The organism is Staphylococcus sp. EG-SA-14 (genome assembly GCF_017151935.1).
In the GTDB taxonomy this organism is placed as follows: Bacteria; Bacillota; Bacilli; order Staphylococcales; family Staphylococcaceae; genus Staphylococcus; species Staphylococcus aureus.
In genome coordinates this window covers 83,739-108,384 of record NZ_JACVZM010000004.1, presented here as the reverse complement: position 1 = coordinate 108,384, position 24,646 = coordinate 83,739, and the positions used below count along the sequence as shown (strand labels likewise).

Genomic DNA, 24,646 nt, shown 5'->3' with positions numbered 1-24,646 from the left:
ATAGAGATATTTTTTATAATGAAAGCGGTTTAATACATATGAGTTAAAAAATATTTTTAAGAATAAAGTGGGGCTTTGAATGTGCTGAGGTTTAATTTCGGAAATGGTTTTAAGTGATATAGAAAATAGAAAGTTGTTCATTATGTGCTGAGGTTTTATTAAAAAATAGAAAACACAAGTGCACTTTAGAATACAGCACACTTGCGTAATAGAGATATTATTCAAAAACAAGATGTAAATGATCTTTATCTGCTAATAATTGATTCACTTGAGCTAATAATTGTTCAGCATGGTCTTGCTGCGCGTCATCCATATGAATTAAAATTTTTCTTTCATCTTCAGTTGAGCGTTCTTTTATTAGATAGCCTTGCTTTTTTAAATTATTGAGAGCTCTAACAGTTTGAGGGTATTTATGGTGGATTGTTTCAATTAAATCTTTAAGAAGAACGATGTTTTTATTTTGAGAAGTGATAATAGCTAGAATTGTGAATTCTACAAAACTTAATGTTAGATGTTTTTTGATAATATTCTTGAAATACATTGTATACATCATCAAGTTTAGAAATTCTTTACTATCTTTTGGTATCATCTGTGATTCACTTTGATCTGCAAGGTTAAATTGTTTAATGATTTGATCAAACAATGTAACACGTTCTGCAATTTTCTCTCGTTGTTCTTCAGATATTGAAATGTAAGTATTACGCTCATCAATTTTACTTCGAACTTTACTAATATATGAATGTTTCACAAGTACTTTTATATGCTGTACTAAATCCGATTGTTTATAACATAAATCTGAAACAATCTTCTTAAATGGAAGTGTGTTTTCTTGCTGATGAAATAAATAAGTCAGTAATATAAATTCTTTTATAGTCATATCGACTTCAGGCTTGACTTTTTTCTTAAAACGAAACATATATGCTTCAATGATTATAAAATCTCTAATTTTGTCATGGTTATTATATTTCATTGTTTTATCTCCTTGTATATGCACTTTATTTTAATATAACACAATATAATAAGAAAAATAATCCATAATTTACAATTAAAAATAATATGATATTTTTATTAAAATTTGTGTTTTTGAATAAATGACATTATCAAACACTATATTTAAATAAGAAATAGTTATCGATATTTGAAAAATCGAAGAATATTGATTGATATTATAGAATATGAGTCAGTGTTATTTGTTTATAAAGTATTAATATGTAATTAAGAAAGTCGACGCTTGTTAACAATAACGACAACTATATGTATAAAAAAACCTCGCAACTGTTAGTTAGCTTAAACATTTTGCTAACGTTGTTGTGAGGTCATTTTGTTTTAATAATATCGTTATAACTTTTTCACGGTTAATAATAAGTATATGAAGAATGGGGCACCAAAAGCAGCAATAAATACACCTGCTGGCACTTCTTTAGGCAAGAATAAGGTACGCCCAATTAAGTCTGCAATAACAATTGATATGGCACCAATCATTGCTGACATTAGTAACTTTTTAGCATAACTTCCGCGAACGATTGTTTTCGCGATATGTGGTGCGATTAAACCGACAAACCCAATGTTACCTACTAAACTGATTGCCATAGATACGAGTATAGTAGAAGTGATTAATTGGATTAGTTTCATACGTTGTACATGTAAGCCTAAGCCAATCGCTACAGGGTCATCAAGTATAGATATTTTCATTTTTGGTATAACAAGAAATAACAACGGCACAACAGCTAAAATAACCATACCCAAAATGATTGTATCTTTAAACGTAGCACCGTAAAGACTTCCGACTAGCCATGTATAAGCTTTGGCAGCAGATAATTGCTTCGTTGTAATGAGTAATCCTTGGACAAGCGCAATAAACAACGTTTGCATCGAAATACCGATGATTATGAGTGTTGTCGGGCGTATTTGTCCTTTCGTTTGAAACACTAATAGTATCATCATTGCAACTGCGCCACCTAATACTGCAAATAGTGGAAGTAAATGTATTGTTAAATGGCTGAAAAATGCAATAAAGACAACAGCACTTAAGCTAGCACCACCTGTGATACCGATAATATCAGGTGAGGCAATTGGATTTTTTAATACATTTTGCAACATTAAACCACTCATTCCTAGTGCGGCACCTGCTAAAATCGCAAGTGTAATGCGAGGTAAGCGTAATACTTCTAAAGTGAATTGATCCATACTGTCATTTGGATTTATAAAGTACATCAGTACGCGTTGTAATGGTATAAAGCTTGAACCAATCATCATACTTACCACTGAAACGATGGCTAAAAAGATTAACGCGAAGATGAGATGGTAATTGTCTTTTTTATTAATCTTTTCGGTCATAAGCGTTGACGTCCTTTCTTCATAATATAGATTAAGACAATAGCGCCAATGACAGCGGTAACGACACCGATAGGCAACTCTAGTGGCTTAATTATTATACGAGCAACAATGTCTGAAATGATCATTAGGATTGCTCCAGCTAATGCAGTAAAAGGAATTAAATACTTATAGTTTGGTGGTAATAATCGTTTGCTAATATTCGGTACGATAAGACCCACAAAGACGATTGATCCAGCTACGGCTACCGAAATACCGGCTAACATACTGATGAGCATAATAATCATCCATTTGATTAATTTTATGTTTTGACCGAGGCCGGTTGCAATGTCGTCACTTGTCATCAAGATGTTGATGTGTGCAGCCATGCTAAATGCAATTAAAATAAGTATCAATACAAGCGGAATAATCCATGGGATATCCCAAATATTACGTAATGAAACGGAGCCACTTAACCAAAATAATAGGCCTTGTAAGTCTGTTTCGTTCATAATAAGTATGCCTTGAGTAAAGGCTGTAAATAGCATCGCAATCGCAGCACCTGCCAAAATGACACGGTGAGGTGAGAATAGTGTTTGTCTAAACATACCTAGTGCAACAACTAATACAGTAACAACAATAGCCCCCAAAAATGCAATAACTACAATCATTTTAAAAGATTGAATTTGGATAAATGTAATACTAAAAATGACAAAAAATACTGCGCCTGCATTGACACCGAAAAGCCCTGGTGAGGCTATTGGGTTTCGTGTAAGTGCTTGCATCAACAAACCTGAGACAGCAAGGGCAGCACCAGTCAATAACGCAATGATTGTTCTCGACGCCCGTGCACCAGTGACAACATCATGTAAATCGTTTTCACTATCAAAGTTGAATAACGCCTGTATCACCGTACCTGGTGACACAAGCGTATTTCCAATCATTAAACTTAAGATAGCTACTATTGCAAGACATAAACCAGCAATAACGATTTGGTATTTTGGTTTAAGTAGCATCGTAAAACTCCTTAATTATTTTGATTGTTTTTCAATATTTAACTTTTCATATAAATCGTCAATAAGTTTTAATGAAGATTTATATCCGCCAGCTAAGTTCCAAGTGATTTCATCTAAATCATCAGATACTTGGTTGTTTTTAACTGCGTCTAAATTTTTCCACTCTTTACTTGAAGTCCATTCGCTTTCAGTCTTTTTAACTAATGCAGCATCTTTCGCATTTGGATCTGATTTTACTACAAAAATATGATCAGCGTTCATTAATGGAATGCTTTCTTTAGATGTAAGTTGGATAATATCTTTACCATTATCAACTTGTTTTTGTAAGTCTTTATTACGTTTGAATCCTAAATCATTTAAGATTTCACCAGCATATCCACCAGCATAAATTCTTGTATGATCAGCACGGAAGTTAACAACTGAAGCTTTCAATGGCCATGCATCTTTATACTTTGCTTTTGCATCTTTTTGGAATGCAGCTACTTTATCATCGTACTTTTTAAGTAAATCTTCAGCTTCTTTTTCTTTCCCTAAAGCTTTCCCCATTAACTTAGTTGTATCTTTGAATTTGAAAACTGTATCAGTAGAAACTGTTGGTGCGATTTTAGATAATTGATCGTAAACTTTTTCATTTCTAACTTTTGACGCGACAATTAAGTCCGGTTTTAATTTAGAGATTTCCTCTAAGTTAGGTGCAGGTTCTTGACCTACAATCTTAGTATCTTTTAAATCATTTTTTATGTATTCGAATTTCGGTTTTTGTGTCCATGATTCTACAGCACCTACAGGTTTAACACCTAAAGATACAGCGACGTCAGTGGCACCTTGATATAGCGTAACAACACGCTTTGGTTTCCCTTTAATTTCAGTTGTACCCATTGCATGTTTAATTGAAGTTGTTTCCTTATCTTTGTTATCAGATGATTGTTTATTTGAATTCCCACTACATCCTGCTAAAACAAGTAGGAAAGCAAGCGTAACAACAAGCATTTTAATTACTTTATTCATTGACTAATTAGCCTCCTTCGTGATGTATGACAATGAGAATCATTATCACGATTTAGTATGAATTAAATTTTTTCCTAAGTCAATAAAATATTTATGATTTACATGCAACTTATAATTATTTGACATATAAATGCATAAAAAATATAATCCTAATTACTTGATAGTGAGAATCATTATCAATTAGGTAACACACAATATTATAGAATTTTAAATTTGAGGAGGAAGCGCTTTTGATTGAAAAAAGTCAAGCATGTCACGATTCATTGTTAGATTCTGTAGGGCAAACACCTATGGTTCAACTTCATCAACTATTTCCGAAACATGAAGTGTTTGCAAAGTTAGAGTATATGAATCCTGGAGGCAGCATGAAAGATCGACCTGCCAAGTACATCATTGAACATGGTATTAAACATGGTTTAATCACTGAGAATACACATTTAATTGAAAGTACTTCTGGTAATTTAGGCATTGCGTTGGCAATGATAGCTAAAATCAAGGGATTAAAACTCACGTGTGTTGTTGATCCTAAAATATCACCAACAAATTTGAAAATTATTAAAAGTTATGGTGCCAATGTAGAAATGGTTGAAGAACCTGATGCACATGGGGGTTATTTAATGACTCGTATTGCAAAGGTGCAAGAACTGTTAGCCACTATTGACGATGCATATTGGATTAATCAATATGCGAATGAGTTAAATTGGCAATCCCATTATCATGGTGCAGGCACAGAGATTGTTGAAACAATTAAGCAACCTATAGATTATTTTGTCGCGCCAGTCAGCACGACAGGTAGCATTATGGGTATGAGTAGAAAAATAAAAGAAGTGCATCCAAACGCACAAATTGTTGCTGTTGATGCGAAAGGGTCAGTCATTTTTGGTGACAAACCTATTAATAGAGAATTACCTGGTATCGGTGCTAGTCGTGTACCCGAAATATTGAATAGATCAGAAATTAATCAAGTGATCCATGTAGATGATTATCAATCTGCTTTGGGCTGTCGAAAACTGATTGATTATGAAGGCATATTTGCCGGAGGTTCAACAGGTTCGATTATTGCAGCGATTGAGCAGTTGATAACGTCAATTGAAGAAGGTGCAACAATTGTCACGATTTTACCAGATCGAGGCGATCGTTACTTAGATTTAGTTTATTCAGATACATGGTTAGAAAAAATGAAATCAAGACAAGGAGTTAAATCAGAATGAATAGAGAGATGTTGTATTTAAATAGATCAGATATTGAACAAGCGGGAGGTAATCATTCACAAGTTTATGTGGACGCATTAACAGAAGCATTAACAGCCCATGCGCACAATGATTTTGTACAACCGCTTAAGCCGTATTTAAGACAGGATCCTGAAAATGGACACATCGCAGATCGAATAATTGCAATGCCAAGTCATATCGGTGGTGAACACGCAATTTCAGGTATTAAGTGGATAGGTAGTAAGCACGACAATCCATCGAAACGTAATATGGAGCGTGCAAGTGGTGTCATTATTTTGAATGATCCAGAAACGAATTATCCAATTGCAGTTATGGAAGCAAGTTTAATTAGTAGTATGCGTACTGCAGCAGTTTCAGTGATTGCAGCTAAGCATTTGGCTAAAAAAGGATTTAAAGACTTAACAATCATTGGATGCGGGCTAATCGGAGACAAGCAATTACAAAGTATGTTAGAGCAATTCGATCATATTGAACGCGTGTTTGTTTACGATCAATTCTCTGAAGCATGTGCACGCTTTGTTGATAGATGGCAACAACAGCGTCCGGAAATTAATTTTATTGCGACAGAAAATGCTAAAGAAGCAGTATCAAATGGTGAAGTAGTCATTACATGTACCGTAACGGATCAACCATACATTGAATATGATTGGTTACAAAAGGGTGCATTTATTAGCAACATTTCTATCATGGATGTGCATAAAGAAGTCTTTATTAAAGCTGACAAAGTCGTAGTAGACGACTGGTCACAATGTAATCGAGAAAAGAAAACTATTAACCAATTGGTGTTAGAAGGTAAATTCAGCAAAGAAGCACTTCATGCTGAACTAGGACAACTTGTGACAGGTGACATACCAGGACGTGAAGACGATGATGAAATCATATTACTTAATCCGATGGGTATGGCTATCGAAGATATTTCAAGTGCTTACTTTATTTATCAACAGGCACAACAACAAAATATTGGGACAACATTGAACCTATATTAAGAATGCGAGGTGTCTGAACATTGCAGAATCATACAGCAGTCAATACAGCACAAACGATAATATTAAGAGATTTAGTTGATGCATTATTATTTGAAGATATAGCCGGTATTGTATCGAATAGTGATATTACTAAAGAAAATGGACAAACGCTTTTGATATACGAACGTGAAACACAACAAATAAAGATACCTGTTTATTTTAGTGCTTTAAATATGTTTCGTTATGAAAGCTCACAACCAATTACGATAGAGGGAAGGGCGTCTAAGCAACCTTTAACAGCAGCTGAATTTTGGCAAACAATTGCTAATATGAATTGTGATTTAAGTCATGAATGGGAAGTGGCTCGAGTTGAAGAAGGACTGACTACTGCTGCCACACAGCTTGCTAAACAATTATCAGAATTAGATTTAGCGTCACATCCTTTTGTGATGTCAGAGCAGTTTGCAAGTTTAAAAGATCGTCCATTTCATCCATTAGCTAAAGAAAAAAGAGGATTAAGAGAAGCGGATTATCAAGTGTATCAAGCTGAATTAAATCAATCATTTCCTTTAATGGTTGCAGCAGTTAAAAAGACACATATGATTCATGGCGATACTGCAAATATCGATGAATTAGAAAATTTGACAGCACCTATAAAAGAACAAGCGACAGACATGTTAAATGATCAAGGGTTATCAATAGATGACTATGTACTATTTCCGGTACATCCTTGGCAATATCAGCATATTTTGCCGAACGTCTTTGCGAAAGAGATTAGTGAAAAGTTGGTTGTACTATTACCGTTAAAATTTGGAGATTATCTGTCGTCTTCAAGTATGCGTTCATTAATTGATATTGGCGCACCGTATAACCATGTCAAAGTACCATTTGCAATGCAGTCATTAGGGGCATTAAGGCTAACGCCTACGCGTTACATGAAAAACGGAGAACAAGCAGAACAATTATTACGTCAGCTTATAGAAAAAGATGAAGCACTAGCTAAGTATGTCATGGTTTGTGATGAAACAGCTTGGTGGTCATATATGGGTCAAGATAATGATATTTTCAAAGATCAATTAGGTCATCTAACTGTTCAGCTAAGAAAATATCCCGAAGTGCTAGCCAAAAATGATACGCAACAGCTAGTGTCAATGGCAGCACTCGCGGCAAATGATCGCACTTTATATCAAATGATTTGTGGAAAAGATAATATTTCTAAAAATGATGTCATGACGTTATTTGAAGATATCGCGCAAGTCTTTTTAAAGGTAACACTATCATTTATGCAATACGGCGCATTACCAGAGTTGCATGGTCAAAATATATTGTTGTCATTTGAAGATGGACGTGTACAAAAATGCGTGTTACGTGATCATGATACTGTCAGAATTTATAAACCATGGCTAACAGCACATCAGCTTTCATTGCCGAAGTATGTCGTCAGAGAAGATACACCTAATACGCTAATTAATGAAGATTTGGAAACATTCTTTGCTTATTTTCAAACATTAGCTGTATCGGTAAATCTATATGCCATTATTGATGCAATTCAAGATTTATTTGGTGTAAGTGAGCATGAACTTATGTCGTTGTTAAAACAAATTTTAAAAAATGAAGTGGCAACTATTTCATGGGTTACAACTGATCAGCTAGCTGTCAGACACATTTTATTTGATAAACAGACGTGGCCATTTAAACAAATTTTATTACCATTGCTATATCAACGTGATAGTGGTGGAGGTAGTATGCCTTCAGGTTTAACTACCGTACCAAATCCAATGGTGACATATGATTAATCAGTCTATATGGCGCAGTAACTTTCGCATTTTATGGCTCAGTCAGTTTATAGCGATTGCTGGACTGACAGTACTTGTGCCATTATTGCCAATTTATATGGCATCACTACAAAATCTATCAGTCGTAGAAATACAGTTGTGGAGTGGTATAGCGATTGCTGCTCCAGCTGTAACGACGATGATAGCTTCGCCGATATGGGGGAAGCTAGGTGATAAGATCAGCCGAAAATGGATGGTGTTAAGAGCGTTACTTGGTTTGGCGGTATGCTTATTTTTAATGGCATTGTGTACGACACCATTACAGTTTGTACTTGTGAGGTTATTGCAGGGACTATTTGGTGGTGTTGTTGATGCATCAAGTGCGTTTGCGAGTGCAGAGGCGCCAGCTGAAGATCGTGGAAAGGTATTAGGAAGACTGCAAAGTTCAGTCAGCGCAGGGTCTCTTGTGGGGCCATTAATTGGCGGTGTTACAGCTTCGATATTAGGTTTTAGTGCGTTACTGATGAGTATTGCCGTTATTACTTTTATTGTCTGTATTTTCGGTGCATTAAAATTGATTGAAACGACACATATGCCAAAATCACAAACACCAAATATTAATAAAGGTATTCGCCGTTCATTTCAATGTCTATTATGCACACAACAAACATGTCGATTTATTATCGTTGGCGTTTTAGCAAACTTTGCTATGTATGGCATGCTAACTGCATTATCACCACTTGCTTCATCAGTGAATCATACAGCGATAGATGACCGTAGTGTGATTGGATTTTTACAGTCCGCATTTTGGACGGCTTCGATATTAAGCGCGCCTTTATGGGGACGCTTTAATGATAAATCATATGTTAAATCAGTATATATATTTGCCACGATTGCATGTGGTTGTAGTGCGATACTGCAAGGTTTAGCGACGAATATAGAGTTTTTAATGGCTGCAAGAATACTTCAAGGATTAACATATAGTGCATTGATTCAAAGTGTCATGTTTGTTGTCGTGAATGCGTGTCATCAACAACTTAAAGGCACATTTGTTGGAACGACGAACAGTATGTTAGTTGTTGGTCAAATTATTGGCAGTCTTAGTGGCGCTGCCATTACAAGTTATACTACACCAGCTACTACGTTTATCGTTATGGGCGTAGTATTTGCAGTAAGTAGTTTATTTTTAATTTGTTCAACCATCACTAATCAAATCAACGATCACACATTAATGAAATTATGGGAGTTGAAACAAAAAAGTGCAAAATAAAGAATTAATACAACATGCAGCGTATGCGGCTATCGAACGCATTTTAAATGAATATTTTAGAGAAGAAAATTTATATCAAGTACCACCTCAAAATCATCAATGGTCTATACAATTATCAGAGCTCGAAACTTTAACGGGTGAATTTCGCTATTGGTCTGCGATGGGGCATCATATGTATCATCCAGAGGTATGGCTTATCGATGGAAAAAGTAAAAAAATAACAACTTATAAAGAAGCAATTGCGCGTATTTTGCAACATATGGCTCAAAGTGCAGATAATCAAACGGCAGTGCAACAACATATGGCGCAAATTATGTCTGACATCGATAATAGCATTCATCGCACGGCGCGTTATTTGCAAAGTAACACAATAGACTACGCAGAGGATCGCTATATCGTTTCAGAACAATCTTTATACTTAGGTCATCCATTTCATCCGACTCCTAAGAGTGCAAGTGGGTTTTCAGAAGCAGATTTAGAGAAATATGCACCCGAATGTCATACATCATTCCAATTGCATTATTTAGCTGTACATCAAAATGTTCTGCTCACGCGCTATGTAGAAGGTAAAGAAGATCAGGTTGAGAAAGTGTTGTATCAATTAGCAGATATAAACATATCAGAGATACCCAAAGATTTTATTTTATTACCAATACATCCTTATCAAATCAATGTGTTGCGACAGCATCCACAGTATATGCAATATAGTGAACAAGGTTTAATAAAAGACCTTGGCATTTCCGGTGATTCAGTGTACCCGACGTCTTCGGTTAGAACTGTATTTTCAAAAGCATTAAACATTTATTTAAAATTACCGATACACGTTAAAATTACTAATTTTATACGTACGAATGATCTTGAACAGATTGAACGGACAATCGATGCCGCGCAAGTTATTGCATCAGTCAAAGATGAGGTTGAAACACCCCATTTTAAATTGATGTTTGAAGAAGGATATCGTGCATTGTTACCGAATCCGTTAGGGCAAACAGTTGAACCTGAAATGGATTTATTAACAAATAGTGCCATGATTGTTCGTGAAGGGATACCGAATTACCATGCTGATAAAGATATTCATGTATTGGCGTCATTATTTGAAACGATGCCTGATTCACCGACCTCTAAGTTATCACAAGTGATTGAGCAAAGTGGTTTAGCACCAGAAGCATGGCTTGAATGTTATTTGGATCGTACATTATTGCCGATATTAAAGCTGTTTAGTAACACAGGCATTAGTCTAGAAGCACATGTACAAAATACATTAATTGAATTAAAAGATGGCATACCCGACGTGTGCTATGTCAGAGATTTAGAAGGCATTTGTCTATCTAGAACGATTGCTACTGAAAAACAGCTTGTGCCAAATGTTGTGGCAGCATCAAGCCCTGTTGTATATGCACATGATGAAGCATGGCATCGTCTTAAATATTACGTTGTAGTAAATCACTTAGGACATTTAGTATCAACTATTGGTAAAGCGACTAGAAATGAAGTTGTGTTATGGCAAATTGTAGCGCATCGTCTTATGACATGGAAAAAAGAATACGCGAATAACGCAGTATTTGTTGACTGTGTAGAAGATTTATATCAAACGCCGACCATTGCGGCTAAAGCGAATTTGATGAGTAAATTGAATGATTGTGGTGCAAACCCTATTTATACACATATACCAAATCCAATTTGTCATAACAAGGAGGTATCGTATTGTGAATCAAACAATTCTTAATCGTGTAAAGACTAGAGTGATGCACCAACTGGTATCATCACTTATTTATGAGAATATTGTTGTGTATAAAGCGTCATATCAAGACGGTGTCGGTCATTTTACAATAGAAGGACATGATTCAGAGTATCGTTTTACTGCTGAAAAGACACATAGCTTTGATCGTATACGTATCACATCACCAATTGAGCGTGTCGTAGGAGATGAGGCAGATACAACAACAGACTATACACAATTATTGAGAGAGGCTGTATTTACATTTCCTAAAAATGATGAAAAGCTAGAACAATTTATTGTTGAGTTATTACAGACAGAATTAAAAGATACACAAAGTATGCAGTATCGAGAATCAAACCCACCAGCAACACCTGAGACATTTAACGACTATGAATTTTATGCGATGGAAGGGCATCAGTATCATCCAAGTTACAAATCACGTTTAGGATTTACGTTGAGTGATAATTTGAAATTTGGTCCTGATTTTGTACCAAACATTAAACTGCTGTGGTTAGCTATCGACAAAGGTAAAGTAGAAACGACGGTATCAAGAAATGTTGTAGTTAACGAAATGTTACGTCAACAAGTTGGCGATAAGACTTATGAACATTTTGTACAGCAAATTGAAGCGTCTGGCAAACATGTAAATGATGTTGAGATGATACCTGTACACCCATGGCAGTTTGAACATGTCATCCAAGTTGATTTGGCTGAAGAAAGGCTTAATAGCACAGTACTATGGTTAGGGGAAAGTGATGAGCTATATCACCCTCAACAATCGATTCGTACGATGTCGCCAATAGACACGACAAAATATTATTTAAAGGTACCAATAAGTATAACGAACACTTCAACGAAACGAGTGTTGGCGCCTCATACAATTGAAAATGCAGCGCAAATTACGGATTGGTTAAAGCAGATACAGCAACAAGATACGTATTTAAAAGATGAATTAAAGACAGTTTTTCTAGGGGAAGTCTTAGGACAGTCTTATTTAAATACACAACTTTCGCCTTATAAACAAACTCAAGTTTATGGTGCGTTAGGTGTTATATGGCGTGAAAATATATATCATATGTTAATCGATGAAGAGGATGCGATACCATTTAATGCACTTTATGCAAGTGATAAGGATGGTGTACCATTCATTGAAAAGTGGATTAAACAATATGGTTCTGAAGCTTGGACAAAGCAATTTTTAGCTGTAGCGATTCGTCCAATGATTCATATGCTTTATTATCACGGTATTGCCTTTGAATCGCATGCACAAAATATGATGCTCATTCATGAAAATGGTTGGCCTACACGTATTGCCTTAAAAGATTTCCATGATGGTGTTCGTTTTAAGCGTGAGCATTTAAGTGAAGCTGCTTCACACCTGACATTAAAGCCAATGCCAGAAGCACATAAAAAAGTGAATAGTAATTCATTTATTGAAACAGATGACGAACGTTTAGTACGCGACTTTTTACATGATGCATTTTTCTTTATTAATATCGCCGAAATCATCTTATTTATTGAAAAGCAATATGGTATCGATGAGCAGCGACAATGGCAATGGGTTAAAGGCATCATCGAGGCGTATCAAGAAGCATTTCCAGAGTTGAATAACTATCAACATTTCGATTTGTTTGAACCTACGATTCAAGTTGAAAAGTTAACGACACGTCGATTATTAAGTGACTCAGAGTTAAGAATTCATCATGTTACAAATCCATTAGGTGTAGGAGGTATTACTGATGCAACAACTATCTCTGAAACATAGATTAAACAATGGTGATTCAGTTTATGGCATTTTTAATTCTATACCGGACCCATTGATGATCGAGGTTATCGCAGCAAGCGGGTATGACTTTGTTGTGATTGATACAGAACACGTGGCGATTAATGATGAGACACTAGCGCATTTAATTCGTGCAGCTGAAGCAGCGCATATTATACCAATTGTACGTGTCACTGCAGTGATAGATAGAGATATCATTAAAGTGTTGGATATGGGTGCGAGAGGTATTATTGTGCCACACGTTAAAGATCGTGAGACAGTTGAGCATATTGTGAAATTAAGTCGTTATTACCCGCAAGGATTAAGAAGTTTGAATGGTGGTCGCATGGCAAGATTTGGACGTACACCATTACTTGATGCAATGGAGATGGCTAATGAGCATATTATGGTGATTGCCATGATAGAAGATGTTGAAGGGGTTATGGCCATTGACGATATAGCACAAGTCGAAGGTTTAGACATGATAGTCGAAGGTGCCGCAGATTTATCCCAGTCACTTGGCATACCATGGCAAACGCGTGATGATCAAGTAACATCACATGTTCAACATATTTTTGAAGTTGTGAATGCACATGGTAAACATTTTTGTGCATTACCACGTGAAGATGAAGATATTGCAAAATGGCAGGCACAAGGTGTACAAACATTTATTTTAGGTGATGATCGCGGAAAAATATATCGCCATTTAAGTGCATCTCTAGCGACGTCTAAACAGAAAGGGGATGAAGGCTAATGCGTATAGTTCAACCTGTTATTGAACAATTAAAAGCACAATCTCATCCAGTTTGTCATTATATCTATGATTTAGTCGGACTGGAACATCATTTGCAACATATTACATCATCATTGCCGAGTAATTGTCAAATGTACTATGCAATGAAAGCAAATAGTGAACGAACAATCCTAGATACAATTAGTCAGTATGTTGAAGGATTCGAAGTTGCATCTCAAGGTGAAATAGCAAAAGGTCTTGCTTTTAAACCAGCAAATCATATTATTTTTGGTGGCCCTGGTAAGACAGACGAGGAACTAAGATATGCAGTAAGTGAAGGTGTTCAGCGTATTCATGTTGAAAGTATGCATGAATTACAACGGCTAAATGCCATCTTAGAAGATGAAGATAAGACACAACACATTTTATTGCGTGTTAATTTAGCAGGACCATTTCCCAATGCAACGTTGCATATGGCAGGACGCCCAACACAATTTGGTATTTCTGAAGACGAAGTTGATGATGTCATTGAAGCTGCGCTAGCAATGCCAAATATTCATCTAGATGGCTTTCATTTTCATTCTATTTCTAACAATTTAGACTCGAATTTACACGTCGATGTAGTGAAACTTTATTTTAAAAAAGCAAAATCATGGTCTGAAAAACATCGATTTCCACTCAAACATATCAATCTTGGTGGTGGTATAGGGGTTAACTATGCAGATTTAACTAGCCAATTTGAGTGGGATAATTTTGTAGAAAATTTTAAAACACTTATCGTTGAGCAAGAAATGGAAGATGTGACATTGAACTTTGAATGTGGGCGCTTTATTGTGGCACATATTGGTTACTATGTGACAGAAGTGCTAGATATTAAGAAAGTGCATGGTGCTTGGTATGCCATTTTAAGAGGAGGTACGCAACAATTTAGACTGCCGGTATCTTGGCAGCATAACCATCCTTTTGAAATTTATCGCTATAAGGACAATCCATATTCATTTGAAAAAGTTTCAATTTCGAGACAGGACACAACGTTAGTCGGTCAATTATGTACACCGAAAGATGTCTTTGCTAGAGAAGTACAGATAGACGCAATCAGTACAGGCGACGTTATTGTTTTCAAATATGCAGGTGCATACGGATGGTCTATTTCACATCACGATTTCTTAAGCCATCCACATCCTGAATTTATTTATTTAACGCAAACAAAGGAGGATGAATAACTATTGAATCATATTCATGAACATTTAAAATTGGTACCAGTAGATAAGATTGATCTTCACGAAACATTCGAACCTTTAAGATTGGAAAAGACGAAAAGTAGTATTGAAGCAGATGATTTTATACGTCATCCTATTTTAGTGACAGCGATGCAACATGGTAGATATATGGTTATAGATGGTGTGCATCGGTATACAAGTTTGAAAGCGTTAGGATGTAAGAAAGTTCCAGTGCAAGAAATCCATGAAACACAATATTCAATTAGTACATGGCAACATAAAGTTCCATTTGGTGTGTGGTGGGAAACGTTACAACAAGAACATCGCTTGCCATGGACTACTGAGACAAGACAAGAAGCGCCATTTATTACGATGTGTCATGGTGATACAGAACAATATTTGTATACAAAAGATTTAGGCGAAGCACATTTTCAAGTATGGGAAAAGGTTGTCGCAAGTTATAGTGGTTGTTGTTCTGTAGAGAGAATTGCACAAGGTACATATCCTTGTCTTTCTCAACAAGATGTACTCATGAAGTATCAGCCATTGAGTTATAAGGAAATTGAAGCGGTTGTTCATAAAGGGGAAACTGTGCCAGCAGGTGTGACACGCTTTAATATTTCAGGACGATGTCTTAATCTTCAAGTACCACTGGCATTACTTAAACAAGATGATGATGTTGAACAACTGCGCAATTGGAAGCAGTTTTTAGCAGATAAGTTTGCCAATATGAGATGCTATACTGAAAAAGTATACTTGGTGGAGCAATAGTTTTACTGTGATGTTGAGGGAAATATGATGATTTAGCGTATTGATAGCGAAAATATAATAAAACAATATAGTGTGGAGAACTTTTGATATTTTATAAATATTGAAGTTCTCCATTTTTGTATTTTGCATATAAAAATTAAATAAAATAAGGTATATTAAGGTAAAGTATAAATATTAAATAAATGGGGAATAGACATGGAAAAAAATGTAGAAAAATCATTCATAAAGATAGGTTTATATTTTCAAATAGCTTATATAGTACTCATGGCTATAACTTTATGTGGGTTTGTAATTTGCTATGGACTAATTTTCGGCCTTTTCTATTTATTATCAGGTAGCAAAGTTGATTATTTAATAGTAACAATAGTTATATCGGCAATAATTTCTATATTTGTAATTATACTTTCAATCGTACCTGTCATCGTATTGGCATCTGACTTATTTAAAGAAAGGATTTCAAAAGGTGTCATATTAATTGTATTGGCTATTATCGCTTTAGTATTATGCAACTTTGTATCTGCAATACTCTGGTTTGTTTCAGCCATATCTATTTTAGGTAGAAAAAAATTAGTAGCTGCAGCAGATACTACCACTATTCAAAAAAGTAAAGGGAACGCAAATCAAGCATCACATAAAGACACGGGTAAAAAGGAACTTGATAGTCAAGACATGATGGAACATCCTGAGGTTAAAAATCCCACGACTAAAAACCTTGAAGTATTTAACGAAGAAATACATAAAGATGAAGCTACAACTAAAGTTGACAGTGATAACACGGAACCGCCGATTGAATCAAAAGACCATGACTCGAAAAAAGATTGATGACAAACTAATCGAGAGACTTAAAAAATAATATTCAACATAAGCACTTTTAAAATGACATTTAAACGCATTGCCAATCACTAATGGTAGTGCGTTTAACTATACCTTAAATATCTGAATATTTTGTTAAATGGAGTTATCTTTGTTGTACTATTCAAATGAAGAGGAGTAAAATGTAATTAAAGGAAAGTAATTTGAGGAGTGATCTTTATGACAAACAACAAAGTAGCGTTAGTAACTGGCGGAGCACAAGGGATTGGTTTTAAAATTGCAGAACGTTTAGTGGAAGATGGTTTCAAAGTAGCAGTTGTTGATTTCAATGAAGAAGGGGCAAAAGCAGCTGCACTTAAATTATCAAGTGATGGTACAAAAGCTATTGCTATCAAAGCAGATGTATCAAATCGTGATGATGTATTTAATGCAGTAAGACAAACTGCAGCTCAATTTGGCGATTTCCATGTCATGGTTAACAATGCCGGCCTTGGACCAACAACACCAATCGATACAATTACTGAAGAACAGTTTAAAACAGTATATGGCGTGAACGTTGCAGGTGTGCTATGGGGTATTCAAGCCGCACATGAACAATTTAAAAAATTCAATCATGGTGGTAAAATTATCAATGCAACATCTCAAGCAGGCGTTGAGGGTAACCCAGGCTTGTCTTTATATTGCAGTACAAAATTCGCAGTGCGAGGTTTAACACAAGTAGCCGCACAAGATTTAGCGTCTGAAGGTATTACTGTGAATGCATTCGCACCTGGTATCGTTCAAACACCAATGATGGAAAGTATCGCAGTGGCAACAGCCGAAGAAGCAGGTAAACCTGAAGCATGGGGCTGGGAACAATTTACAAGTCAGATTGCTTTGGGCAGAGTTTCTCAACCAGAAGATGTTTCAAATGTAGTGAGCTTCTTAGCTGGTAAAGACTCTGATTACATTACTGGACAAACAATTATTGTAGATGGTGGTATGAGATTCCGTTAATAATCATCCACTAATGATAAATAAATCCTTATTGTTAAGTTTAATCACTTAGCAGTAAGGATTTTTTAGTGCACTTAGAAGGGAGTGTATTGGTAGAAAATTAATAAGCGAAGTTCTTAAGTGAGTTATGATGTCACAGTCTAATGCATCAGTTGAAAGCATTATTAGTATTAACACACCCAAGATATTATAAAACATCACAAAAACACCACTATCTAATTTATCTCAATAAAAATTCACAAAGTTATCTCATTTTATTTTTATAAATAAAAAATATAGATAAAAAGCTTACAATACTTTATGTTTTTATGATATATTTTTAATGTATAAATGAGGTGGAAGATTTGGAAAGAGTTTTGATAACTGGTGGGGCTGGTTTTATTGGGTCGCATTTAGTAGATGATTTACAACAAGATTATGATGTTTATGTTCTAGATAACTATAGAACAGGTAAACGAGAAAATATTAAAAGTTTGGCTGACGATCATGTGTTTGAATTAGATATTCGTGAATATGATGCAGTTGAACAAATCATGAAGACATATCAATTTGATTATGTTATTCATTTAGCAGCATTAGTTAGTGTTGCTGAGTCGGTTGAGAAACCTATCTTATCTCAAGAAATAAACGTCGTAGCAACATTAAGATTGTTAGAAATCATTAAAAAATATAATAGTCATATAAAACGTTTTATCTTTGCTTCGTCAGCAGCTGTTTATGGTGATCTTCCTGATTTGCCTAAAAGTGATCAATCATTAATCTTACCATTATCACCATATGCAATAGATAAATATTACGGCGAACGGACGACATTAAATTATTGTTCGTTATATAACATACCAACAGCGGTTGTTAAATTTTTTAATGTATTTGGGCCAAGACAGGATCCTAAGTCACAATATTCAGGTGTGATTTCAAAGATGTTCGATTCATTTGAGCATAACAAGCCATTTACATTTTTTGGTGACGGACTGCAAACTAGAGATTTTGTATATGTATATGATGTTGTTCAATCTGTACGCTTAATTATGGAACACAAAGATGCAATTGGACACGGTTATAACATTGGTACAGGCACTTTTACTAATTTATTAGAGGTTTATCGTATTATTGGTGAATTATATGGAAAATCAGTCGAGCATGAATTTAAAGAAGCACGAAAAGGAGATATTAAGCATTCTTATGCAGATATTTCTAACTTAAAGGCATTAGGATTTGTTCCTAAATATACAGTAGAAACAGGTTTAAAGGATTACTTTAATTTTGAGGTAGATAATATTGAAGAAGTTACAGCTAAAGAAGTGGAAATGTCGTGAAAATGACATTGAAGCTGTCCATAATAATAAGGGTTATGCCTATCAAAGAAAATTAGATGCACTCGAAGAAGTGAGAAAAGGCTATTACCCAATTAAACGTGCGATTGACTTAGTATTAAGTATCGTTTTATTATTTTTAACATTTCCGATTATGTTCATATTCGCCATTGCTATCGTCATAGATTCGCCAGGAAACCCTATTTATAGTCAGGTTAGAGTTGGGAAGATGGGTAAATTAATTAAAATATACAAATTACGTTCGATGTGTAAAAACGCAGAGAAAAATGGTGCGCAATGGGCTGATAAAGATGATGATCGTATAACAAATGTCGGGAAGTTTATTCGTAAAACACGCATTGATGAATTACCACAACTAATTAATGTTGTTAAAGGGGAAATGAGTTTTATTGGACCACGCCCGGAACGTCCGGAATTTGTAGAATTATTTAGTTCAGAAGTGATAGGTTTCGAGCAAAGATGTCTTGTTACACCAGGGTTAACAGGACTTGCGCAAATTCAAGGTGGATATGACTTAACACCGCAACAAAAACTGAAATATGACATGAAATATATACATAAAGGTAGTTTAATGATGGAACTATATATATCAATTAGAACATTGATGGTTGTTATTACAGGGGAAGGCTCAAGGTAGTCTTAATTTACTTAATAAGTTCAAATAAAAGTTATATTTTAAAGATTGTGACCAATTGTTACAGTATAACGAGGAATCCCTTGAGACAGTATCAAATGGCATTAAGAAATATGTGCCATCATTGATTTGCATGGCTATAAATACTATTCATCTGATGAGATAGCCATGTTAAGAAATTGAAAGTATAGCATTAAAGGGGTTTGTAACAGTTGAAAATTATATATTGTATTACTAAAGCAGACAATGGTGGTGCACAAACACATCTCATTCAACTCGCCAACCATTTTTGCGTACACCATGATGTTTATGTCATTGTAGGCAATCATGGACCAATGATTGAACAACTAGATGCAAGAGTTAATGTAATTATTATCGAACATTTAGTAGGTCCAATTGACTTTAAACAAGATATTTTAGCTGTCAAAGTGTTAGCACAGTTATTCTCGAAAATTAAGCCTGATGTTATCCATTTACATTCTTCCAAAGCTGGAACGGTCGGACGAATTGCGAAGTTCATTTCGAAATCGAAAGACACACGTGTAGTTTTTACTGCGCATGGATGGGCTTTTACAGAGGGTGTTAAACCAGCTAAAAAATTTCTATATCTAGTTATCGAAAAATTAATGTCACGTATTACAGATAGCATTATTTGTGTTTCAGATTTCGATAAACAGTTAGCGTTAAAATATCGATTTAATCGATTGAAATTAACCACAATACATAATGGTATTGCAGATGTTCCCGCTGTTAAGCAAACGCTAAAAAGCCAATCACATAACAATATTGGCGAAGTAGTTGGAATGTTGCCTAATAAACAAGATTTACAGATTAATGCCCCGACAAAGCATCAATTTGTTATGATTGCAAGATTTGCTTATCCAAAATTGCCACAAAATCTAATCGCGGCAATAGAGATATTGAAATTACATAACAGTAATCATGCGCATTTTACATTTATAGGCGATGGACCTACATTAAATGATTGTCAGCAACAAGTTGTACAAGCTGGGTTAGAAAATGATGTCACATTTTTGGGCAATGTCATTAATGCGAGTCATTTATTATCACAATACGATACGTTTATTTTAATAAGTAAGCATGAAGGTTTGCCAATTAACATTATAGAAGCTATGGCTACAGGTTTGCCTGTTATAGCCAGTCATGTTGGCGGTATTTCAGAATTAGTAGCTGATAATGGTATATGTATGATGAACAACCAACCCGAAACTATTGCTAAAGTCCTGGAAAAATATTTAATAGACAGTGATTACATCAAAATGAGTAATCAATCTAGAAAACGTTATTTAGAATGTTTTACTGAGGAGAAAATGATTAAAGAAGTGGAAGACGTTTATAATGGAAAATCAACACAATAGTAAATTACTAACATTGTTACTTATCGGTTTAGCGGTTTTTATTCAGCAATCTTCGGTTATTGCCGGTGTGAATGTTTCTATAGCTGACTTTATCACATTACTAATATTAGTTTATTTACTGTTTTTCGCTAACCATTTATTAAAGGCAAATCATTTTTTACAGTTTTTCATTATTTTGTATACATATCGTATGATTATTACGCTTTGTTTGCTATTTTTTGATGATTTGATATTTATTACGGTTAAGGAAGTTCTTGCATCTACAGTTAAATATGCATTTGTAGTCATTTATTTCTATTTAGGGATGATCATCTTTAAGTTAGGTAATAGCAAAAAAGTGATCGTTACCTCTTATATTATAAGCAGTGTGACTATAGGTCTATTTTGTATTATAGCTGGTTTAAACAAGTCCCCTTTACTAATGAAATTGTTATATTTTGATGAAATACGTTCAAAAGGATTAATGAATGACCCTAACTATTTCGCGATGACACAGATTATTACATTGGTACTTGCTTACAAGTATATTCATAATTACATATTCAAGGTCCTTGCATGTGGTATTTTGCTATGGTCTTTAACTACAACGGGGTCTAAGACTGCGTTTATCATATTAATCGTCTTAGCCATTTATTTCTTTATTAAAAAGTTATTTAGCAGAAATGCGGTAAGTGTTGTGAGTATGTTAGTGATTATGCTGATATTACTTTGTTTTACTTTTTATAATATCAACTACTATTTATTCCAATTAAGCGACCTTGATGCCTTACCGTCATTAGATCGAATGGCGTCTATTTTTGAAGAGGGGTTTGCATCATTAAATGATAGTGGATCTGAGCGAAGTGTTGTATGGATAAATGCCATTTCAGTAATTAAATATACATTAGGTTTTGGTGTTGGCTTAGTGGATTATGTACATATTGGCTCGCAAATTAATGGTATTTTACTTGTTGCCCATAATACATATTTGCAAATTTTTGCGGAATGGGGCATTTTATTCGGTGCGTTATTTATCATATTTATGCTTTATTTACTGTTTGAATTATTTAGATTTAACATTTCTGGGAAAAATGTAACAGCAATTGTTGTAATGTTGACGATGCTGATTTACTTTTTAACAGTATCATTTAATAACTCAAGATATGTCGCTTTTATTTTAGGAATTATCGTCTTTATTGTTCAATATGAAAAGATGGAAAGGGATCGTAATGAAGAGTGATTCACTAAAAGAAAATATTATTTATCAAGGGCTATACCAATTGATTAGAACGATGACACCACTGATTACAATACCCATTATTTCACGTGCATTTGGTCCCAGTGGTGTGGGTATTGTTTCATTTTCTTTCAATATCGTGCAATACTTTTTGATGATTGCAAGTGTTGGCGTTCAGTTATATTTTAATAGAGTTATCGCGAAGTCCGTTAACGACAAACGGCAATTGTCTCAGCAGTTTTGGGATATCTTTGTCAGTAAATTATTTTTAGCGTTAACAGTTTTTGCGATGTATATGGTCGTAATTACTATATTTATAGATGATTACTATCTTATTTTCCTACTACAAGGAATCTATATTATAGGTGCAGCACTCGATATTTCATGGTTTTATGCTGGAACTGAAAAGTTTAAAATTCCTAGCCTCAGTAATATTGTTGCGTCTGGTATTGTATTAAGTGTAGTTGTTATCTTTGTCAAAGATCAATCAGATTTATCATTGTATGTATTTACTATTGCTATTGTGACGGTATTAAACCAATTACCTTTGTTTATCTACTTAAAACGATACATTAGCTTTGTTTCGGTTAATTGGATACACGTCTGGCAATTGTTTCGTTCGTCATTAGCATACTTATTACCAAATGGACAGCTCAACTTATATACTAGTATTTCTTGCGTTGTTCTTGGTTTAGTAGGCACATACCAACAAGTTGGTATCTTTTCTAACGCATTTAATATTTTAACGGTCGCAATCATAATGATTAATACATTTGATCTTGTAATGATTCCGCGTATTACCAAAATGTCTATCCAGCAATCACATAGTTTAACTAAAACGTTAGCTAATAATATGAATATTCAATTGATATTAACAATACCTATGGTCTTTGGTTTAATTGCAATTATGCCATCATTTTATTTATGGTTCTTTGGTGAGGAATTCGCATCAACTGTCCCATTGATGACCATTTTAGCGATACTTGTATTAATCATTCCTTTAAATATGTTGATAAGCAGGCAATATTTATTAATAGTGAATAAAATAAGGTTATATAATGCGTCAATTACTATTGGTGCGGTAATGAATTTAGTATTATGTCTTGTTTTGATATATTTTTATGGAATTTACGGTGCTGCTATTGCGCGTTTAATTACAGAGTTTTTCTTGCTCATTTGGCGATTTATTGATATTACTAAAATCAATGTGAAGTTGAATATTGTAAGTACGATTCAATGTGTCATTGCTGCCGTTATGATGTTTATTGTGCTTGGTGTGGTCAATCATTATTTGCCCCCTACAATGTACGCTACGCTGCTATTAATTGCGATTGGTATAGTAGTTTATCTTTTATTAATGATGACTATGAAAAATCAATACGTATGGCAAATATTGAGGCATCTTCGACATAAAACAATTTAAGTATCGGTAACGCTATACTTTAGAAATTTAAGATTAAGAAGAAAAGGCAATTTCTTATTGAAAAATGGAAGTTGTCTTTTTAATTCTCTTTAAAAGCGGGAAACAAAAGCAGTTAAATGCCTTTTTGCATTCAATATTAAATATTATATCGATTTCGAATATTTAAATTTTATATAATTGGATATAACAAATAAATAATAATTATTGCAAAACACACCCGAAATTAATTATTATAAAAGTATATTCATAAAAGGAGGAATATACTTATGGCATTTAAATTACCAAATTTACCATATGCATATGATGCATTGGAACCATATATAGATCAAAGAACAATGGAGTTTCATCACGACAAACATCACAATACGTACGTGACGAAATTAAACGCAACAGTTGAAGGAACAGAGTTAGAGCATCAATCATTAGCGGATATGATTGCTAACTTAGACAAGGTACCGGAAGCGATGAGGATGTCAGTCCGTAATAATGGCGGTGGTCATTTTAACCATTCATTATTCTGGGAAATACTATCACCTAATTCTGAAGAAAAAGGTGGCGTAATAGATGACATCAAAGCGCAGTGGGGCACTTTAGATGAATTTAAAAATGAATTTGCAAATAAAGCAACAACATTATTTGGATCAGGTTGGACTTGGTTAGTTGTTAATGATGGCAAATTAGAAATTGTGACAACGCCAAACCAAGATAATCCATTAACAGAAGGCAAAACACCAATCTTACTATTTGATGTTTGGGAGCATGCCTACTATCTGAAATATCAAAATAAACGTCCAGACTATATGACTGCATTTTGGAATATTGTTAACTGGAAAAAAGTTGATGAATTATACCAAGCAGCAAAATAATATAACTTAATATAATTGAGGTGGAGCATCTACAAGGTGTTCCACTTTTTTGTACTTAATATCTTTACTTATTTGGTTTTGTGTAATGGGATAGCACGTAAAAGTGGCAAAATAATAAGATAAATTTCAAACTCGAAATACCTTATTATTGTTGACTAAAACGATGACTTAAATGTTATATACATTAGACAACACTATTA

General features: G+C 34.4%; 22 protein-coding genes. 18 read left to right on the top strand and 4 right to left on the bottom strand.

Annotation, left to right across the window (positions count from 1 at the left end):
* Positions 1-217: 217 nt before the first annotated feature.
* The 4 genes from sarS to sirA all read right to left on the bottom strand — a co-directional run bounded on the left by sarS (position 218) and on the right by sirA (position 4,337).
* Entirely contained in the window at positions 218-970 is a 753-nt protein-coding gene (gene sarS, locus IDG63_RS04630) for an HTH-type transcriptional regulator SarS (protein ID WP_000876756.1), read from the bottom strand.
* Positions 971-1,338: 368 nt separating this feature from the next.
* Entirely contained in the window at positions 1,339-2,337 is a 999-nt protein-coding gene (gene sirC / locus IDG63_RS04625; RefSeq protein WP_000136636.1) for a staphyloferrin B ABC transporter permease subunit SirC, read from the bottom strand.
* Positions 2,334-3,329 (bottom strand): staphyloferrin B ABC transporter permease subunit SirB, encoded by a 996-nt coding sequence (sirB, locus tag IDG63_RS04620; RefSeq protein WP_000924997.1) that lies wholly within the window; start codon positions 3,327-3,329, stop codon positions 2,334-2,336. Before sirB ends, sirC begins: the two co-directional genes overlap by 4 nt.
* Before the next feature lie 15 nt (positions 3,330-3,344).
* The gene (gene sirA / locus IDG63_RS04615) at positions 3,345-4,337 is read right to left on the bottom strand and encodes a staphyloferrin B ABC transporter substrate-binding protein SirA (protein ID WP_001045111.1); all 993 of its coding nucleotides are present in this window, start codon (positions 4,335-4,337) and stop codon (positions 3,345-3,347) included.
* 230 nt (positions 4,338-4,567) lie between these two features.
* On the opposite strand from sirA, the gene sbnA reads away from it, so the two are divergent.
* The 18 genes from sbnA (at position 4,568) to IDG63_RS04525 (ending at position 24,446) form a co-directional block, all read left to right on the top strand.
* A complete protein-coding gene (gene sbnA / locus IDG63_RS04610) occupies positions 4,568-5,548 on the top strand; it encodes a 2,3-diaminopropionate biosynthesis protein SbnA (protein ID WP_000570808.1) in 981 nt (326 codons plus the stop codon).
* The gene (gene sbnB / locus IDG63_RS04605) at positions 5,545-6,555 is read left to right on the top strand and encodes an N-[(2S)-2-amino-2-carboxyethyl]-L-glutamate dehydrogenase SbnB (RefSeq protein WP_001078456.1); all 1,011 of its coding nucleotides are present in this window, start codon (positions 5,545-5,547) and stop codon (positions 6,553-6,555) included. Before sbnA ends, sbnB begins: the two co-directional genes overlap by 4 nt.
* 20 nt (positions 6,556-6,575) lie before the next feature.
* Complete coding sequence (gene sbnC / locus IDG63_RS04600; RefSeq protein ID WP_001179388.1) at positions 6,576-8,330, top strand: staphyloferrin B biosynthesis protein SbnC; 1,755 nt, start codon at positions 6,576-6,578, stop codon at positions 8,328-8,330.
* Entirely contained in the window at positions 8,323-9,579 is a 1,257-nt protein-coding gene (gene sbnD, locus IDG63_RS04595; RefSeq protein WP_000610051.1) for a staphyloferrin B export MFS transporter, read from the top strand. Before sbnC ends, sbnD begins: the two co-directional genes overlap by 8 nt.
* Entirely contained in the window at positions 9,569-11,305 is a 1,737-nt protein-coding gene (sbnE, locus tag IDG63_RS04590) for an L-2,3-diaminopropanoate--citrate ligase SbnE (protein ID WP_001179880.1), read from the top strand. Before sbnD ends, sbnE begins: the two co-directional genes overlap by 11 nt.
* Complete coding sequence (sbnF, locus tag IDG63_RS04585) at positions 11,214-13,064, top strand: 3-(L-alanin-3-ylcarbamoyl)-2-[(2-aminoethylcarbamoyl)methyl]-2-hydroxypropanoate synthase SbnF (RefSeq protein WP_072414217.1); 1,851 nt, start codon at positions 11,214-11,216, stop codon at positions 13,062-13,064. Before sbnE ends, sbnF begins: the two co-directional genes overlap by 92 nt.
* Positions 13,039-13,815: a staphyloferrin B biosynthesis citrate synthase SbnG gene (gene sbnG, locus IDG63_RS04580; protein WP_001186806.1), complete on the top strand. Its 777-nt coding sequence runs from the start codon at positions 13,039-13,041 to the stop codon at positions 13,813-13,815. Before sbnF ends, sbnG begins: the two co-directional genes overlap by 26 nt.
* Complete coding sequence (sbnH, locus tag IDG63_RS04575; protein ID WP_001223709.1) at positions 13,815-15,017, top strand: staphyloferrin B biosynthesis decarboxylase SbnH; 1,203 nt, start codon at positions 13,815-13,817, stop codon at positions 15,015-15,017. Before sbnG ends, sbnH begins: the two co-directional genes overlap by 1 nt.
* 3 nt (positions 15,018-15,020) lie before the next feature.
* Positions 15,021-15,785, top strand: a complete 765-nt coding sequence (gene sbnI, locus IDG63_RS04570) for a bifunctional transcriptional regulator/O-phospho-L-serine synthase SbnI (protein ID WP_001015549.1) — start codon at positions 15,021-15,023, stop codon at positions 15,783-15,785.
* Between the two features lie 195 nt (positions 15,786-15,980).
* Entirely contained in the window at positions 15,981-16,607 is a 627-nt protein-coding gene (locus IDG63_RS04565) for an MFS transporter (RefSeq protein WP_000414624.1), read from the top strand.
* A gap of 210 nt (positions 16,608-16,817) precedes the next feature.
* Positions 16,818-17,594: a (S)-acetoin forming diacetyl reductase gene (locus IDG63_RS04560; RefSeq protein ID WP_000183771.1), complete on the top strand. Its 777-nt coding sequence runs from the start codon at positions 16,818-16,820 to the stop codon at positions 17,592-17,594.
* A gap of 143 nt (positions 17,595-17,737) precedes the next feature.
* Positions 17,738-17,860, top strand: coding sequence for a hypothetical protein (locus tag IDG63_RS04555; protein ID WP_001789407.1), 123 nt, complete (start codon positions 17,738-17,740; stop codon positions 17,858-17,860).
* 69 nt (positions 17,861-17,929) lie between these two features.
* Positions 17,930-18,910, top strand: coding sequence for an NAD-dependent epimerase/dehydratase family protein (locus IDG63_RS04550; RefSeq protein WP_001793242.1), 981 nt, complete (start codon positions 17,930-17,932; stop codon positions 18,908-18,910).
* Complete coding sequence (locus tag IDG63_RS04545) at positions 18,873-19,565, top strand: sugar transferase (protein WP_000736082.1); 693 nt, start codon at positions 18,873-18,875, stop codon at positions 19,563-19,565. The genes IDG63_RS04550 and IDG63_RS04545 overlap by 38 nt, the downstream gene beginning before the upstream one ends.
* 209 nt (positions 19,566-19,774) lie before the next feature.
* Entirely contained in the window at positions 19,775-20,941 is a 1,167-nt protein-coding gene (locus IDG63_RS04540; protein ID WP_100160461.1) for a glycosyltransferase family 4 protein, read from the top strand.
* Positions 20,922-22,160 carry an O-antigen ligase family protein gene (locus tag IDG63_RS04535; protein ID WP_000431226.1) on the top strand — a complete coding sequence of 413 codons (1,239 nt, stop codon included), beginning with the start codon at positions 20,922-20,924 and terminating at the stop codon, positions 22,158-22,160. Before IDG63_RS04540 ends, IDG63_RS04535 begins: the two co-directional genes overlap by 20 nt.
* Entirely contained in the window at positions 22,150-23,580 is a 1,431-nt protein-coding gene (locus IDG63_RS04530) for an oligosaccharide flippase family protein (RefSeq protein WP_000834087.1), read from the top strand. Before IDG63_RS04535 ends, IDG63_RS04530 begins: the two co-directional genes overlap by 11 nt.
* 266 nt (positions 23,581-23,846) lie before the next feature.
* Positions 23,847-24,446: a superoxide dismutase gene (locus IDG63_RS04525; protein ID WP_000874681.1), complete on the top strand. Its 600-nt coding sequence runs from the start codon at positions 23,847-23,849 to the stop codon at positions 24,444-24,446.
* Positions 24,447-24,646 lie beyond the last annotated feature (200 nt).

Coding starts and splice junctions, on each gene's coding strand:
- sarS (WP_000876756.1), bottom strand. CDS start 970: ATGAAATATAATAACCATGACAAAATTAGAGATTTTATAATCATTGAA.
- sirC (WP_000136636.1), bottom strand. CDS start 2,337: ATGACCGAAAAGATTAATAAAAAAGACAATTACCATCTCATCTTCGCG.
- sirB (WP_000924997.1), bottom strand. CDS start 3,329: ATGCTACTTAAACCAAAATACCAAATCGTTATTGCTGGTTTATGTCTT.
- sirA (WP_001045111.1), bottom strand. CDS start 4,337: ATGAATAAAGTAATTAAAATGCTTGTTGTTACGCTTGCTTTCCTACTT.
- sbnB (WP_001078456.1), top strand. CDS start 5,545: ATGAATAGAGAGATGTTGTATTTAAATAGATCAGATATTGAACAAGCG.
- sbnD (WP_000610051.1), top strand. CDS start 8,323: ATGATTAATCAGTCTATATGGCGCAGTAACTTTCGCATTTTATGGCTC.
- sbnF (WP_072414217.1), top strand. CDS start 11,214: ATGATTGTGGTGCAAACCCTATTTATACACATATACCAAATCCAATTT.
- sbnG (WP_001186806.1), top strand. CDS start 13,039: ATGCAACAACTATCTCTGAAACATAGATTAAACAATGGTGATTCAGTT.
- sbnH (WP_001223709.1), top strand. CDS start 13,815: ATGCGTATAGTTCAACCTGTTATTGAACAATTAAAAGCACAATCTCAT.
- IDG63_RS04565 (WP_000414624.1), top strand. CDS start 15,981: ATGGAAAAAAATGTAGAAAAATCATTCATAAAGATAGGTTTATATTTT.
- IDG63_RS04560 (WP_000183771.1), top strand. CDS start 16,818: ATGACAAACAACAAAGTAGCGTTAGTAACTGGCGGAGCACAAGGGATT.
- IDG63_RS04555 (WP_001789407.1), top strand. CDS start 17,738: ATGCATCAGTTGAAAGCATTATTAGTATTAACACACCCAAGATATTAT.
- IDG63_RS04535 (WP_000431226.1), top strand. CDS start 20,922: ATGGAAAATCAACACAATAGTAAATTACTAACATTGTTACTTATCGGT.
- IDG63_RS04530 (WP_000834087.1), top strand. CDS start 22,150: ATGAAGAGTGATTCACTAAAAGAAAATATTATTTATCAAGGGCTATAC.
- IDG63_RS04525 (WP_000874681.1), top strand. CDS start 23,847: ATGGCATTTAAATTACCAAATTTACCATATGCATATGATGCATTGGAA.